The sequence below is a fragment of the Stenotrophomonas sp. LMG 10879 genome (assembly GCF_002750935.1).
Classification (GTDB): domain Bacteria; phylum Pseudomonadota; class Gammaproteobacteria; order Xanthomonadales; family Xanthomonadaceae; genus Stenotrophomonas; species Stenotrophomonas lactitubi_B.
Genome location: NZ_PEJT01000001.1, coordinates 634,579 through 649,884, shown reverse-complemented (window position 1 = coordinate 649,884; position 15,306 = coordinate 634,579). Strand labels below are relative to the sequence as shown.

11 protein-coding genes are annotated in these 15,306 nt (G+C 67.3%); 2 read left to right on the top strand and 9 right to left on the bottom strand.

Features of this window, described 5'->3' with window-relative positions; translation table 11 throughout:
• Positions 1-5 precede the first annotated feature (5 nt).
• The 9 genes from CR919_RS02770 to CR919_RS02730 all read right to left on the bottom strand — a co-directional run bounded on the left by CR919_RS02770 (position 6) and on the right by CR919_RS02730 (position 8,280).
• Positions 6-935, bottom strand: coding sequence for a type II secretion system F family protein (locus tag CR919_RS02770; RefSeq protein WP_099818739.1), 930 nt, complete (start codon positions 933-935; stop codon positions 6-8).
• Positions 936-963: 28 nt separating this feature from the next.
• A complete protein-coding gene (locus tag CR919_RS02765) occupies positions 964-1,908 on the bottom strand; it encodes a type II secretion system F family protein (protein ID WP_099818738.1) in 945 nt (314 codons plus the stop codon).
• Positions 1,909-1,910: 2 nt separating this feature from the next.
• On the bottom strand, positions 1,911-3,260 hold the full coding sequence (locus tag CR919_RS02760) for a CpaF family protein (protein WP_099818737.1): 1,350 nt from the start codon (positions 3,258-3,260) through the stop codon (positions 1,911-1,913).
• Positions 3,245-4,501: a fimbrial protein gene (locus tag CR919_RS02755; RefSeq protein ID WP_099818736.1), complete on the bottom strand. Its 1,257-nt coding sequence runs from the start codon at positions 4,499-4,501 to the stop codon at positions 3,245-3,247. Before CR919_RS02755 ends, CR919_RS02760 begins: the two co-directional genes overlap by 16 nt.
• Positions 4,502-4,529: 28 nt before the next feature.
• Complete coding sequence (locus tag CR919_RS02750; RefSeq protein WP_099818735.1) at positions 4,530-5,888, bottom strand: type II and III secretion system protein family protein; 1,359 nt, start codon at positions 5,886-5,888, stop codon at positions 4,530-4,532.
• Between the two features lie 18 nt (positions 5,889-5,906).
• Entirely contained in the window at positions 5,907-6,956 is a 1,050-nt protein-coding gene (cpaB, locus tag CR919_RS02745) for a Flp pilus assembly protein CpaB (RefSeq protein WP_099818734.1), read from the bottom strand.
• A gap of 24 nt (positions 6,957-6,980) precedes the next feature.
• Positions 6,981-7,454 (bottom strand): TadE/TadG family type IV pilus assembly protein, encoded by a 474-nt coding sequence (locus CR919_RS02740; protein ID WP_089235916.1) that lies wholly within the window; start codon positions 7,452-7,454, stop codon positions 6,981-6,983.
• Positions 7,451-7,996, bottom strand: coding sequence for a prepilin peptidase (locus CR919_RS02735; protein WP_099818733.1), 546 nt, complete (start codon positions 7,994-7,996; stop codon positions 7,451-7,453). The genes CR919_RS02740 and CR919_RS02735 overlap by 4 nt, the downstream gene beginning before the upstream one ends.
• A 101-nt stretch (positions 7,997-8,097) precedes the next feature.
• Positions 8,098-8,280: a Flp family type IVb pilin gene (locus CR919_RS02730; RefSeq protein WP_025878547.1), complete on the bottom strand. Its 183-nt coding sequence runs from the start codon at positions 8,278-8,280 to the stop codon at positions 8,098-8,100.
• A 691-nt stretch (positions 8,281-8,971) separates the two neighbouring features.
• Between CR919_RS02730 and CR919_RS02725 the strand changes: the two genes are divergently transcribed.
• On the top strand, positions 8,972-9,952 hold the full coding sequence (locus CR919_RS02725) for a helix-turn-helix domain-containing protein (protein WP_099818732.1): 981 nt from the start codon (positions 8,972-8,974) through the stop codon (positions 9,950-9,952).
• Between the two features lie 738 nt (positions 9,953-10,690).
• Positions 10,691-15,262, top strand: a complete 4,572-nt coding sequence (locus CR919_RS02715; RefSeq protein ID WP_099818731.1) for a YadA-like family protein — start codon at positions 10,691-10,693, stop codon at positions 15,260-15,262.
• Positions 15,263-15,306: the final 44 nt, after the last annotated feature.

Here is a 15,306-nt window from a genome sequence, read left to right as displayed (position 1 = left end):
GAAAGTCATCCCATTTTCGACAAGGTAGTGGCCAGCGCGACCAGCGCCGGTCCGGCCAGCACCAGCATCAGTGCCGGCAGCAGGGTCAGCATCATCACCACGGTCATCTTCACCGAGAGCTTGCCGACCTTTTCCTTCAGCGCGTTGCGGCGCTGCTCGCGCAGGCGGATGCTGAACTGGCGCAGCGGTTCCTGCACGGCACCGCCATGCGCGTGCACCTGCAGGATCAACTGCACGAGGCTGGACAGGTCGTCGTCACCGTATACATCGCTCAGCCGCCGCAGCGACTGCGCGCGCGTGCGTCCGTGGGTGTAGGACACATTCGCTTCCTGGATTTCCCCGCCCAGTACCGGCAGTGCGTCGCGCAGCTTGTCGCCCAGTGTCTGCAGGCTCTGGTCCATGCTGAAGCCCACGCCCTGCAGCAGGCGCAGCAGGTCGATCAACAGCGGCAGTTCATTGTTTACGGCGCGGCGGCGGCGCTTGACCCACGCGCTGAGCGCGAACTTCGGCAGCAACAGGCCGGCAGCAAGTGCGCCGATCACCACCATGATCCTGGACAACCCCGTGGCATCGCTGATCGCCAGCGCGATACCCAGCACCAGCATTGCCAGCAGCAGGCGCAGGCCCAGATAGATGGCGGTGCCGCGGCGGGTGTTCCAGCCGGCCAGGTCCAGCAGCAGGCGATCTTCACCGGCGAGCAGTGCGGCTTCCAGGCGGCCACCGCTCAGTCCACGGCCGAACTGCTCCAGCCATCCCAGCGAATCCTTGCGTGCATCGGCAGCGCCGTCTTCGTTTTCGCGCGGACGCAGCGCCGTCTTCAATGTGGCCGCGCTGCGGTCCTCGCGATGGCTGCGGACCCAGCTGCCGAGGCCCAGCAGGGCCACGCCGGCAGCGAGCACCAGCAGGGCGGCCACGAACCAGATGCTGGCGCTCATTGGATGCCTCCTGCGTGGACGGGAGTACTCATAGCGATTTGGCCAGGCGATACAGCAGGAAGGCGCCAGTCAGTTCCATGCACAGGGCGATCAACAGGATCTTGTGGCCCAGCGGATCGTGCAGCACCGGCTGGAAGAATTCGGGGCTGGAGATCGCCATCAATACCGCGCTGGCCGGTGGTAACAGGCCCAGTACCCAGGCCGACATGCGGGTTTCAGACGTGGTCGCGGCCAGTTCCTGCTGGGCCTGTTCGAGGTCACGCATGAAGTCGCCCATGCGCTGCAGGATCTGGTCGGCACGGCCACCGATGCGCACGCTCACGCCCATCACCACCGCCAGTACCTTCAGCACGTCCATGCGGTAGGGCTGTGCGGCCAGGTTGAGCGCGCGGTCCAGGTCCATGCCGCCACGGGCATAGCGCACGGTGGTGTCGAGCAGGCCGCGCAGCGGTGCGTTGGTCTGCATCGAGGCGACTTGGAAGGCGGCCTGCAGGCTGTTGCCGAGCGCGGTCAGGCGCACCAGGTTGTCGAGGAAGTCCGGCAGCTGGTGCAGCAGCTGCGCCTGCAGCTTGCCGGTGCGGCGCATCAGCCACAGCCAGCAGCCCAGCAGGTACAGCAGCAGGGTCAGCGGGAACATCCAGGCGGTGCCCAGCCGCAGCACCGCGAATGCGGACAGGGCGATGCCCGGCAGCAGCATCAGCAGTGGCAGCTTCCAGCCCGGCGTCAGGCCGGCACGTTGCAGCTGTCCGTCCCAGGGCAGGGTGCGCCGACCCGGTGCAGGCAACGGGGCCTGCCGCGCCGCGTCGGCGGTGGTATTGGCGCCAGGGCCGGTGCCGCGCGCCAGCTGCTGCTCGGCATGCTGCAGGGAGGCCTGGCGCTGTTCGCGGCTGTTGGCCGTCCCCCACAACCACACGGCCAGCGCCAGCAGCACCGACACGATGCTCAGCACACCCAGCAGCAGGCCGGTACTCATGCTCAGAAGTCTCCGTACAGGGATTCGCGCAGCAACTGCCGGAACGGTTCCAGCTTGTGCGAATGCGGCTGGAAGCCCAGGCCGATCCAGCGATCGATTTCCTTGCCACTGCCATCGATCTGCACTTCGTGGCGGAACATCTCCTGGGTGGTGATCAGGTTGTCGCTGACGCCGGTGATTTCGGTGATCGACACCAGCACGCGGCGGCCGCTGCCCAGGCGCGAGATCTGCACGATGAAGTCGATGGCACTGGCGATCTGCCGGCGCAGGCTGTCCTCGCTGCCCTGGAAGCCGGCAAACCCGGCCAGCATCTCGATGCGGTACAGGCAGTCGCGCGGCGAGTTGGCGTGGATGGTGGCCATCGATCCGTCGTGGCCGGTGTTCATCGCCTGCAGCATTTCCAGCACTTCGGCGCCACGCACCTCGCCGACCACGATGCGGTCGGGGCGCATGCGCAGGCTGTTGCGTACCAGGTCGCGGATGCTGACCGCACCCTGGCCCTCGGCGCCACCGATGCGGCTTTCCAGGCGCACCACATGCGGGTGGTTGAGCGAGAGCTCGGCGGTGTCTTCCACGGTGATGACGCGTTCGTTGGCCGGCACATAACTGGCCAGCGCATTGAGCAGCGACGTCTTGCCCGAGCTGGTGCCGCCGGAGACCAGGATGTTGCAGCGGCCCAGCACCATCGCCTTCAGCAGGGCCTGCATCGGTGCATCGAAGGTGCCCTTGGCCAGCAGTTCATCGGGGGTGAAGGGGTCCTTGCGGAACTTGCGGATGGACACCATCGGCCCGTCCACCGCCAACGGCGAGATGATCGCGTTGAGGCGACCGCCATTGGGCAGGCGCGCATCGACCATCGGATTGGAGTCATCCAGGCGGCGGCCGAGCGGGGCGATGATGCGGCGCAGGATGCGCAGCAGGTGGGTGTCGTCGGTGAAACGCTGTGGCGCGCGTTTGAGTTGCCCGCCCTGGGAGACATGCACATCCTTGAAGCCATTGATCAGGATGTCTTCGATGGTGGGGTCATGCAGCAGGTCATCAAGCGGGCCGAACCCGGTCAGCTCTTTGACCAGGCCTTCGGCCACCACCTGCATTTCTTCTTCGTTGATGGGGATGCGCCATTCCTGGATGAAACTGACCGTCTGCACCTCCACCCAGCGGGCGATGGTGTCCGGGGCCCAGGAATCGATGTCGATGCGCTCGTCTTCGATGCTGTTGAGCAGGTGCTCGTGCGCGGCCGACAGTACCTTCTGGTACTGCTCGGTCTGTGCGAACGGCAGGCTGCCCGGTGCATGCTCCGGCACCGTGTTGCGGGCGACAACGTGCGGGAACGGGGTCACTTTGTCTTCCATTGCGATCCACCCAGGGCAAGGGCAAGTCTTTCCCGCAGGCCATGCGTCTGGACCGGGCAGGCAGCCGGATCCAGGCGTTGCACCAGCGGGGCGAGGGCACGCAGGTACGGGTCGCGCGGCGCATCCTGCAGCAGCAGATGACCGTGGCTGGCGGCGGTGCGCACCCGTGGCCGCTCGGGCAGGGTGGCCAGCAGCGGCAGCTCGAAGCGGCGCGCGATCTGTTCGGGACTCATGCCACTGTTGTCGTCGTGGCGGTTGATCAGCAGCTGCAGGCGCTTCTCGCGATCGCGCTGGCCGGAAAGGTGCTTCAGGGCGTGGTCCAGCGACACCAGCGTGGCGATGGAGGCGTCGGCCACCAGCCAGATTTCATCTGCCTGGTCCAGCAGCAGCGGCGGCAACTGCCGCAGCGGGCAGCCGCCGGCATCACACAGCACGCTGGCAAACACGCTGCGCAGGCGCTGCAGCAGCGCGCCAGGGTCGGACGGCGGCAGCGCGTCGCTGCCGCTGGCACGATCAAGCAGGACCAGGCCGCTGGAATGCCGCGCCATCGCGGTGCGCGCCAGGGTGGCATCGATGCGGCTGGCATTGCGCAGCGCGTCTTCGTAGTGGAAGCGGCTGTCAAGGTTGAGGTACAGGGCAAGGTCGCCGGCCGGCTGCGCCAGCTCCATCAGCAGCCCGTCCTGCACGGCCGCATCGCCTTGCGCCAGGGTATGAGTCTGTTGTGCGAGCACCGACAGATGTGCAGCCAGGGTGCTGGTGCCGACGCCGGCGCGCACGCCCAGCAGCACGATCAGCCGCGCCTTGTGCGCCTGCTGTGCGCTTGCGGCGGGCCGCGGCGACAGGGCGCGGCGCAGGGCGGCCTCGATGCCGGTGTTGTCACTGTCCAGGTCCAGCACATCGCGCAGGCCGGCGCGCAGTGCCATCACCACACCTTCAACCTGACCGGCGCTGGTTGCACCCACAGCCACCAGAGTCAGATCGGGCTGGGTCTGCTGCAGCTGCTGGGCCAGCACCGTCGATGCCGACGCATGCTCCGGGCGGAAGTCGAGCAGAACCAGGTTCTGCGGGCCACGCTGCAGGTCCTGTGCCGAGGTCGGCTCGCCGCTGTCCTGCCAATGCAGTGCCGTGGCCGGCGGCAGCTTGGCAGCCAGGCGCGGCAGCAGTTCACGGTCGATCCCGTACAGGACCAGGTTCATCGGTGGTCCTTGCGGGTGCAGCGGCAGGGCAGTGGCGTAGGGCATGGGCGTGGTACCGGAGACGTCATGTGGGTCAGCGCGAGAAACCGGGAACCGGATCGCGGCTGATCGGGCCAAGCAGCCACGCGCCCCATTCGGGCATGTTCGGCTTGGCTTCGCGATCGCCGGGCAGCGGCAGTTCGGTATTGCGGGCAATCGGCTGTACCAACCGCGGCGTGACGATGATCACCAGTTCCTTGTCCTGGCGCTTGTAGTCGAAGTTGCGGAAGAACGTACCGATGATCGGCAGGTCGCCGAGCAGCGGAATCTTGTTGACCGTCGATGCCACGGTGGAACTGACCAGGCCACCGATGACGAAGCTCTCGCCATCGCCAAGCTCGACGGTGGTATCGGCGCGGCGGGTGGTGATCGACGGGATCTGCACGCCGTTGAGCGCGATCGCGTTGGTGTAGTCCAGGTCGCTGGCTTCCGGCGCGACCTTCAACGCAATGCGGTTCGGTGAGAGCACGGTGGGGGTGACGGTCAGGCCGATGCCGAAGGGCTTGTAGGTGACCGTGGTCGTGCCGAGTCCCTGCGGCTCCAGGATCGGCAGTTCGCCACCGGCCAGGAAGCTGGCGCTCTGCCCGGACAGCGCAACGAGGGTCGGCTCGGCCAGCACGCGCGCCATGCCGTTGGCCTGCAGCAGGTCGACGTCGGCGTTCCACAGGCCCTTGGTCGAACCAAACACCAGCCGGAACGCCGAGGAAATCGGTGATTCGCTTTCGTTGCTGGACTCGCCTTCCTTCATGCCGGGGAGAATGCCGGTGTTGCCTGGCAGCTGCCCACCGGGTCGGGCGAATCCATAAGCAAAACCACCGTTGCGGTTCTGGAAGTTGATGCCGATCTGCTTCAGCGCGGTCTTGTTGAATTCGACCACCTTGACCTCGACCTGCACCACGCCGCCGCTGCTGATGGTGGAGGCGTCGGCCAGGCTGCCGTCCTTGCCCAGCGCCATCACGGCGGTCTTCTGTTCCTGCATGTGCGCCAGCACGCTGTCGCTGCTTCCCTGCAGGAGCCCCTGCTGATCCTGCTGGGTGAAGACCAGTCCGCTGGAGCCGGCATCGGCTGCGCCCTGCACGGCACTCTGTACGCGCACCTGCACACGCTGCGGTTCACTCTGCTTGCGGTGCCACAGCAGCAGGGTGGTGGTGCCCGGCGCCTTGCCGACCAGCAACGCCTGGCGTGCGCCGCGCAGCATCACGATGTCAGCCACCCCGGGATCGGCGATGGCGACCCGTTCCAGGTCGGCCGGCAGCGTCCATGGCCGCTGCTCGCGGGTCTGCAGCAGCAGGTCGTCGGCAGCCACGCTCGCACCCGGTGCCAGCAGCACCAGCAGCAGGGCCAGCCAGCGCTGGCGGACAGAGGGGCGTAGGCAGTAGCGACGTTCGGTCATGTGCGCTCTCGGCAAGGGTCAAAGGGAGCCACGGGGGGCGGCAGTGTCGCCGCGGATGATTTCGATGCCCGCCGGTCGCGGTGTCGAGCGGCGCTGCACCGGTGCACGCGCCGGCGTTTCGTGAGCGTTGCGCTGCACGCTGCTGCCGCGGCCCGCCAGTGCGTCGCCATCCAGGCCGGCGTAGGCGTTGTTCTCCGGCCGCTGCAGGGCCTGCTGCTGTTCGTTGTCCAGGCCGCGCACCGGGTCCAGTACGCCGCGCGCCTGCGGGAACAGCGCCAGGTCCGGCAGGCCGGTGTCGGCGGGATTGCGCAGGGCCAGGAACAGCTTGCCCTGCTGCGCGCCGAGCAGCAGGCGGTTGGCATCGGCCACCGGTACCGCCAGCACCGCGGTGCGTGCCGGCTGCGTGGCATCGCTGCCGTTTCCGTTGCTGTGGCCGCTGCTGGAACCACTGGTGATGTCGGCCGCGCGAGAGTCGTTGCTGGCCGTGGCCGGTGCCTCACCCTGGGCAGGGCCGGGGGCCACCGCAATGTCCTGCTGACCGTAGCTGAGCACGCGCAGGCGCGACAGCAGCAAGCGGGTCTGTGCGATGTCCTGCTGGCCGTTGTAGCTGGTAGCAGCGCTGCGCAGGTTGAGGAAGACGTCGACGAAATCGCCGGGCAGGATGCGGTTGCCTGCCGCGACCAGCTCATCGACCGGCACCGCCAGCGCCCGTTCCCCCGGCCGCAGCTGCAGCGAGAAGCCCTGCGCGAGCAGGCTGGCGCCAATCGCGCTGCCTTCGCTGATGTCCTGCACCGGCGCCTTGCCGACCACCGCGGCCAGGTCGGCCACCGCCCCCGGCACTTCGGTGGTGCGTTGTGTCAGCCGTACGCCATTGGCGCTGATCGGCTCGCCGGCAGGCAGCCGCGCGGTGGCTTCGACGACACTGAACGTCTGCGCATCGGCCGTTACGATCGTGCTCGGATTGTCCGCCGAAGCCGCAGGCTTGCGACCGATCACGAAGGCCACCACGGCGAGCAGCACGGCGAGCGCGATCAGGGCGATGGCGGCGATGCGGGTCAACTTGAGCATGGAATTCGTCTCCTGTACCGATCGTCAGTTGCTGCCAAGGTCCAGCTGGGCGACCGCGACGCTGCGAATGGGGGCGCCCATCACCCAGCCATAGAGCGTGGCGGTGCCGGGCAGGAAGGGATGGGCGTTGTAGTCGTAGCTCACGGTCACGGTCATGCATTGCACCGTCGCCAGGCCGGCGCAGGGCGCCTGCGGCGAGACCACGATGGCACCGGCGCCGCCCGCGCTGCAGTCCGGGTTCTGCCTGGAAAACTGCAACAGCCACTGCATGGAGCGGCGGGCTGCCAGGCAGGCAGCCGTGCGCCGCTCGCCGGCGCTGCCATAGCGCAGCGACGCGCGCGCGCCCTCGGCCGAGGCCGTGGCCAGGGTCTGCTGTGCGGCCATGATCAGCACGCCGGAAAAGGTGAACAGCAACAGCGGCACCAGGCCGAGCAGCAGCATCAGCGCGAATTCGATGCTGGCCACGCCGCGTTGGCGGCGACGTGCGAACGCTTTCATGCCACGCCTCCATAAGTCGTTGCCAGTACCCAGCCAATTGCCGCGAAGGCCAGGTAGGCGGCGTAGGGAATACCCTGTCGCCCTTGCCGGGCGGCCTGCAGCTCGCGCAGGGCAGGGTGACCATTCCAATGCGTGCTGGCGCGATTGACCTGCATCTGCAGGCGCAGCGGCAGGTGACCGGCCAACTGCCGTCCGACGATCACCAGCATGGCGTGGGCGCCTGCGGCCAGGCTGGCCAGCACCCATACCGGCAGCAATGCCTTCCAGCCCAGCAGCAGGCCGAGCACGGCGAAGAACTTCACATCGCCGGCGCCCATCCAGCGCACCGCATAGAACGGCAGCAATGCCAGCAGGCCAAGTGCCGCGCCCAGCAGGTGGGGCGCCCAGGTCGTGCGCGTTGCATTGAACTGGTCGGCGATGATCAGTGGCACCGCGATCGCGCACGCGGCCAGCAGCCAGGTGTTGGGCACGCGGCGGGCGTACAGATCGCTGATCGCGATCCGCAGGCACACTCCCATGGCCAGCAATCCCAGCAGTGTCATCGCACACCCTCTTCGTCCGTCATTGGACAGTTGCAGACCCCCTTCATCGGCCACCGCGGTCGCCATCGAAGCGACCGCAGGTGCTGTACCCCGCGCGACGGCTAGGTGGTGGTGGCGTCGGTGGCGATGGCCTGCAGGCGGGTGAACAACGTGGTGAAGAACGCGGTGATCTGGGTTCTGCCCACCACGATCAGGATGCCGGCGATCACGGCGGCCAGCAGCCCGTACTCGAGCGCGGTCACGCCATCTTCTTCTTTCAGGAACTTGCGGATCGATGCGTTCATGACGGTTGTCTCCCTCTACCTGTCAGTTGCTGCAGGACACCTGCATGGGCGGTGGCCCGGCTCCGCCGGGACCGTCCGTAGGCCTCTGCCATCCTGGCGGAGGAGGCACGGCGGGCAATCCCGCTGTGCTCAAGCAGGGTGATCATTCCCGGGCAGGGCAGCGGCCGCGCAACCGCGACCGCACGGCACCGGGCCGGTGGTCGAAACGGTATTTCGCAGGTGCATGGTCATGCTGTCCCCCTGGGTGTGGCCGCTATCTGCGTGCCCGATCACCGTGTATTCGACTTTGCCTGAATGGCGGTTCCCTGCAACCGGAACCTATATGCAAATTCGGCAGATTCGGTGAATTGCTGAATATTCAGGCGCGGATCTGTGACGCATATCCGTTCCTGCGCAAAACGATTCATGGTCGTGCAGATAATGTGAGGTCGATCTGCGCGCATGCGAAAACCATGCCATCCGCGCGCACATTTTCTTCACGTCGTCGATAATCGGCTGGCGTCGAAACATCCTGTTTACGGCTGCGGATTATCGGGCATACTCGCATTCAAGGTATTGCATTTTCATGGATGGACGCGCGTGCCGCGCAGCGACCATCACGGCAACGGACGATGCTCTTGGAAACGGCGTGCGCCCTGTCAGGCAGTGGGGGCGGGGTCGTACAGCAGACCAAACGGGGGACGACACTGTCATGGTCGATGGTGGGGTGGAAGGCAACGACGACGGCGATCTCAGGTCGATCGACCTGGCCACGCTGAGCGGCGTGCTCCGCGTGTGCGATGTGGAACTGTTGCTGCTGGATGGCAATGGTCCGCGCGCGGCATTCGCTTCGCGCGTTCACGAGGAAGCCCTGTTCTGCAGCATCACCTGCGGCTTCCATTGCCGCGGCCGATTCATGCTGCCCCCCGACTGGGCGATGCTCGGTTACCTGCACACCACCGACGATGCATTGAGCTGGTGCCATGGCGTGCCGCTGACGCCGGGCATGGCGCTGGCCGTGATGCCTGAAGGCATCAGTGAATTCACGCTCAGCCCCGGCACGCAGATGACGCTGATGCTGGTGCCGGTCGCGCGCGTGCAGCGCAAGCTGACCGAACTGAGCCTGCGCAGCACGCCACCGGCGGGGCAGGCACTTTCGCTGTTCAACCTGGGCGACGAGGCAATGCCCCTGGTGCGCCATTACCAGCAACTGCATGCACAGCTGGGGCAGGGCGGTGGGCTGCAGCCGGAGGAAACCGAGCGACTGCTGCATGAGCATATCCAGGCACTGCTGGGCGCGGGCCCCGCCGATCGACCCAGCTGCAGCCGCGCCCGGCGCACGCATTACCTGATCGCGCAGCGGGCGGAGAACTTCATGCGCCTCAACCTGCGTCGCAATATCTACATGAACGAAATCTGCGACGCCGCCGGCGTCAGCGAACGTGGCCTGCGCTATGCGTTCGAGGATCTGTTCGGTACCTCGCCCAATCGCTACCTGTCGATGCTGCGGCTGTGCGCGGCCTGCCGCAGCCTGTCGATGGCCGATTCCAACCGGCGCTCGGTCAAGGCCATCGCGCTCAGTTGCGGGCTGTGGGACCTGTCGCGCTTTGCCGACAACTACCGCAAGGTATTTGGCGAACTGCCGCGCGACACCCTGATGCGCGCGCCCGCACAGCTCGGCCAACCGGCCTGAGGGTATCGGCCGGGCTGCCGCCCGGCACCCGCAGAGGCCACAGCCGAAGCCACAGCCGAAGCCACAGCCGAAGCCACAGCAACAGCCGGCTCTGGGTTTTCTGTGGGTTGGCGGGGCGGTGTGGGCTTGCAGGACACGCCGTAAACCCATCCATGGGGGCTCGATGGCGCCATCCATGGCGCCAACGGTCCTGCAAGCCCACACCGCCCCACCCCTGACAGTTTCCCGAGGGCGGTGGGATTGGCCATCGCGCATTCGAAAGTGTGAGTGAATCTTCGATTCTGATTGATTATTTCGATCTAAATGAAAAATGGTGATCGGACTTTCCCCTCAGCCGGGCATGGCCCGGCTCTACTACAACGCGCGCGGGAAACTGTCGAAGGCGGGGTGGGTCCGGTTGCGGGGGCGTGAGCGCCATGGATGGCGCGACCGAGCTTACATGGACGTACTTGCAGCGTCCCCCGCAACCGGACCCACCCCGCCATCCCTCAGGAACCCAGATTTTGCCGTTGCTGTTGTCTTTGACGTGGCCTCTGCGGGTGCCGGGCGCAGCCCGGCCAGCCCTCCCTGCCGGATTTGCATATCTGGCTGCCGAATCCGGCCGTGGATTTGCCGGAATGCGCGATTGCCCTGCCGGAATGAAGTGCTCAGCCCTCGCTGAAAGGCGCGAAATGTCAGTCACCTGCCTAACGGCAAGTCCACTGACATTCAAGTAGTCCGCCTACGGGGGAAATGCTCATGAACCGCATCTACCGGCGTGTATGGAACCGCCAGCTCAATGCTCTGGTTGTGGCCTCGGAACTGGCCACCGGCGATAGCGGTGGTGCCGCACCGCGCGACCGCCGCGCCAGCCTCCTGGTGCCCAGCACCCTGGCCCTGGCACTGCTGTGTGTGCTGGCCAGCGGACCTGCGGCGGCCACGGAGTCCAACCAATCGCTGCGCGACCTGCAGGCGCTGGCGGCCAAGTACACCCAGCCGATGCCGGTGAAGGTCGATGCCGAGGTTGCGCTGGCAGCGGCCGCACGACAGGCCCAGGCAAACCCGGCGATCAGTGCGAACGCACGCGTTGGCCTGCAGCTGAGCACGACTTCGCTGCCGGTGGTGCGCGACGTCCTGCCGGCCACCGTGCAGGTCAAGCTGGCCGCCGGCGCGACGCCGCGCCAGGTGCCCGCACCGGCGCTCGGCGCCGACGTGCACGCCAACATCGGCATCGGCAACGTCGCCGCCGCCCGTGTCGATACCGCAGTCGCCGCGAACGTCGCACCGGCCGCTCAGGCGCCGCTGGGTCTGTCTGCCAACGCCGCCGCAAAAGCCAATGTCGGCATCGCCGGTACGCCGGTTGCCAGCGTCGATGCCGGCACCCAGGTTGCCACCGCCGTGACTGCAACGCCGTCCGGGCTGAAGGCGGCCGTCGACGGCAAGGTCGATTCGCGGCTGGGCGTGGCCGGCAACCCCATCGAAGGACAAGGCCAGGCCGGCGCCACCGCATCAGTCACACTGCCGGCCAAGGAAGAGCTGCCGGGCGACACCGATGACCGCGCGATCACCGCCGCGTTTGATACCGGCGTGGCGGGCAAGGTACGCGTACAGGGCAAGGACGGCGAAGAACTCGTCGCTGATCGCAACCTCAAGCTGGCCGGCACCGCAACCGTCGCCGCACAGAACAGCGCGCTTGGCCTGGGCGGCCTGCTCAACGGCGTCGGCACTGCGCTGAACGGCGTTGGCAGCGCTGTCGGCAGCCTGCTCAACGGCGATCTCAACGGCACTGTCGGCAACCTGACCGGCGCCGTCGGCGGCCTGGTCGGCAATACCCTGGGCAGCCTCGGCCTGACCTCGCCGTCGGCCATTCCGCCGACCAGCCCGAAGGCGCCGGCCGCTGCCGACCCGAACGCGGGCCTGGTGATCGGCACCGGTGGCCTGGTGGGCGGTGTCACCGAACTGCTCGGCCCGACCACCGCCAGCCTGTTCGGTGGCACCGGCTACCTGTCCAACGGCAACCTCAAGCTCAGCACCGCCAACGTCATGCAGACCTATTCCACGGTCAACGTGCTCGGCCTGCCGGTGGTCAATGCCACGCCGGTCGGTACCACGCTCAATGGCCTGGGTGGCGCGGTCACCGGCGGCAGCTCGCACCTGACCCTGATCGGTGGCGTCACCTCCGACAGCTACATCTACAACATCAACAACGGCAATCCCGGTGGCTTGCTGGGCCTGCTGCTGCCCAAGGATTCGCCGGCCTGGGCGGCCAAGTGCCTGGACATTGCACTGGCCGATATCTCCTGCTGGGCGGTCAACGCCGCGCAGGACTACCAGGTGCTGATGGGCGATGGCGCCTATGCCAACGGCTCCAAGGAAGTGGTGATCGGTGCCAATGCCCGCCATGAGCTGCCGAAGGTTGATGCCAACGTCGCCTTCCCGGGTGCGGGTGCCAATGATCCGAGCGATCCGACCGGCGTCCCCACTGCCGACTACGCGGCACGCATGGGCCACTCGGTGGTGGTCGGCGACAGTGCCAGCGGCACCGCCAACGGGCAGACCCTGCTCGGTGCGGAGAGCACCTCCAACCAGGCCAATTCGGTGGCGCTGGGCTACCGCTCCGCCGCACTGCGTGGTGCCCAGGCCAGCTACAGCGCCTACGGCCTGACCACCGCACAGGTGTCCGCTGGCGAGGTGTCGGTAGGCACCGCCGGTGGTGGCGAGCGGCAGATCACCAACCTCGCGGCCGGCAGCGCCAACACCGACGCGGTCAACGTGGCCCAGCTGAAGGGCGCGATCAGCCAGATCGATGCGGTCGGTGCCGCGGCGGTCACCTATGACCTGGATGGTGCAGGCGACCCCGACTACCGCCGTGTCACCCTCGGCAATGGCACCGGCACCACCACCATCGGCAATCTGGCCGCCGGTGCGGTCAACGCCACCAGCAGCGAGGCGGTCAATGGTGCGCAGCTGTTCGCCAGCAACGACACCATGGCGAAGTTCTTCGGTGGACGTGCAGCGTTCGATCCGCTCACCAGCACTTTCACCGCACCGCTGTTCGAGATCAGCAGCATCTCCACCGGTGGCGCCGTCGCCTCGGGGCTGTATGACAACGTCACCGACGCCTTCGATGCGGTGGATGGCTCGCTGGTCAACCTCAACACGCAGATCAACGACATCCGCAACACCGGCACCCGGTACCTGCGCGTGAATTCGACCGGTGCCGACGCCGTGGCCAGCGGTACCGAATCGATCGCCGTCGGTGCCGGTGCCAACGCGACCGCCGCCAACAGCATCGCGGTCGGTGCCGGCAGCCTGGCCGACCGTGCCAACAGCGTGTCGATCGGTGCCGCAGGCGCCGAACGCCAGGTCACCAACGTCGCCGCCGGTACCGCCAGCACCGATGCGGTCAACCTGGGGCAGTTGCAGGCCTCGGAAGAGGGCGCGCTGCGCTACGACCTCAACGGCGACGGCAGCGTCAACTACGGCAGCGCTACGCTGGGCCAGTCCGGCACGGCCACCACGCTGCGCAACCTTGGCCCGGGCCAGATCAGCGCGGCCAGCAGCGAAGCGATCAACGGTGCGCAGCTGTTCGCGGCCAACCAGACCGTGGCCACCCATCTCGGCGGCGGCGCTGCGGTGGATGCCAATGGCGTGGTCACTGCACCGACCTATACGCTCAACAACGTCGCCGCCAATGGCACCGTCAGCCAGGGCAGTTACAACGACGTCGGCACCGCCTTCGATGCGGTCAGCAATTCGCTGGCCAACGTTGCAGACCAGACCGATGACCTCGACAAGCGCGCCGTGAAGTACGACGTGGATGGGAGTGGCAACGTGGTCGATACCGTGACCCTCAGTGGTACCGGCGGTGCACCGGTGAAAGTCACCAACGTTGCCGCCGGCAGCATTCTGGCGGGCAGCAGCGATGCCATCACCGGTGATCAGCTGTTCAGCACGCACCAGACGGTGGCCAGCTACTTCGGTGGCAGCACCGTGTACAACGGCAGCACCGGCCTGTGGACCGCGCCGACCTTCAACATCTCCACCATCGCCACCGATGGCACCATCACCGGCAACGACTACAGCAACGTCACCGCGGCGTTCTCCGCCGTGGACGGCTCGCTGCGGGTGCTCAACCAGCGCATCAGCAACGGTGGCGGCAGCCCGTACCTGGCGGTCAACTCCACTGCCGCCGCGGCTACGGCCACCGGTGCCGAAGCACTGGCGGTCGGCCCGCAGGCCAGCGCAGCGGGCGCGGGCAGCGTGGCAGTCGGCAACGGCGCCAATGCCAGCGCAGGCAACAGTGTTGCGCTGGGTGCCGGCTCGGTGGCCAGCGTCGGCGCGCAGACTGGCTATACCGGTGCCTACGGCCAAGCCGGGGCCAGCAACTCGTCCGGTGAAGTGGCGGTGGGCAGCAGCGGCAGCGAGCGCAAGGTCACCCACGTGGCCGATGGCTCCGACGACCACGATGCGACCAACGTCGGCCAGCTGAAGAACGGCGTCAACTACGCCATCGACCAGTCCAAGTCCTACACCGACCAGAAGATCCAGAACATCACCAACGTCGCCGGCAGCTTCCGGGCCAACAACAGCAACAACCTGGCCGATCCGTCTGCCAGCGGTGCCAACTCCGCCGCAGGCGGTGCCGGCTCCACCGCTGCCGGGGCGAACTCGACCGCACTGGGCAACGGTTCGCAGGCACAGGCCGACAACTCGGTGGCGCTGGGTGCAGGCTCGGTCGCCAACCGCGCCAATACCGTGTCGGTGGGGGCAGCCGGTGCCGAACGCCAGGTGGTCAACGTGGCCGATGGTTCGCAGGCAACGGACGCGGTCAACGTGCGTCAGCTGCAGGCTTCGCAGCAGGGCACGATCCGCTATGACACCACCACCAACGGCACCACCAACTACAACAGCGTGACCCTGGGCAGCACCAGCAGCGGCCCGACCACGGTGCGCAACGTCGCCGCCGGCACCGCCGGTACCGACGCGGTCAATGTCGACCAGCTGAAGTCGGGCATGGCGCAGACGCTGGACTGGTCCAAGGCCTACACCGATGAGCGCATGGGCGGCTTCGAACGCGACCTGCGCAAGACCGACAACCGTGCCTCGGCCGGTATCGCCTCGGCGATGGCAACCGCGTCGCTGCCGCAGCCCAGCGAAGCCGGACGCAACATGGCCTCGATCGCCGCCGGCAGCTACAACGGCGAATCCGGCGTGGCCCTGGGCATCTCCGGTGTTTCCGAGGGCGGCCGCTGGATCTACAAGTTCAGTGGCTCCACCAACAGCCGTGGCGAGGCCGGTGTGGCCGTCGGTGCCGGCATCCAGTGGTGATTGCCCGCGCCGGGTCGTACTTGCGGCCCGGCGCCGCGGCCAAC

What these genes read in the sequence shown, in the direction of transcription:
- CR919_RS02725 (WP_099818732.1), top strand. Translation starts at nt 8,972, where the DNA reads ATGGTCGATGGTGGGGTGGAAGGCAACGACGACGGCGATCTCAGGTCG.
- CR919_RS02740 (WP_089235916.1), bottom strand. Translation starts at nt 7,454, where the DNA reads ATGAAAGCGTTCGCACGTCGCCGCCAACGCGGCGTGGCCAGCATCGAA.
- CR919_RS02750 (WP_099818735.1), bottom strand. Translation starts at nt 5,888, where the DNA reads ATGACCGAACGTCGCTACTGCCTACGCCCCTCTGTCCGCCAGCGCTGG.
- CR919_RS02715 (WP_099818731.1), top strand. Translation starts at nt 10,691, where the DNA reads ATGAACCGCATCTACCGGCGTGTATGGAACCGCCAGCTCAATGCTCTG.
- CR919_RS02770 (WP_099818739.1), bottom strand. Translation starts at nt 935, where the DNA reads ATGAGCGCCAGCATCTGGTTCGTGGCCGCCCTGCTGGTGCTCGCTGCC.
- CR919_RS02755 (WP_099818736.1), bottom strand. Translation starts at nt 4,501, where the DNA reads ATGCCCTACGCCACTGCCCTGCCGCTGCACCCGCAAGGACCACCGATG.
- CR919_RS02730 (WP_025878547.1), bottom strand. Translation starts at nt 8,280, where the DNA reads ATGAACGCATCGATCCGCAAGTTCCTGAAAGAAGAAGATGGCGTGACC.
- cpaB (WP_099818734.1), bottom strand. Translation starts at nt 6,956, where the DNA reads ATGCTCAAGTTGACCCGCATCGCCGCCATCGCCCTGATCGCGCTCGCC.
- CR919_RS02760 (WP_099818737.1), bottom strand. Translation starts at nt 3,260, where the DNA reads ATGGAAGACAAAGTGACCCCGTTCCCGCACGTTGTCGCCCGCAACACG.
- CR919_RS02765 (WP_099818738.1), bottom strand. Translation starts at nt 1,908, where the DNA reads ATGAGTACCGGCCTGCTGCTGGGTGTGCTGAGCATCGTGTCGGTGCTG.
- CR919_RS02735 (WP_099818733.1), bottom strand. Translation starts at nt 7,996, where the DNA reads ATGACACTGCTGGGATTGCTGGCCATGGGAGTGTGCCTGCGGATCGCG.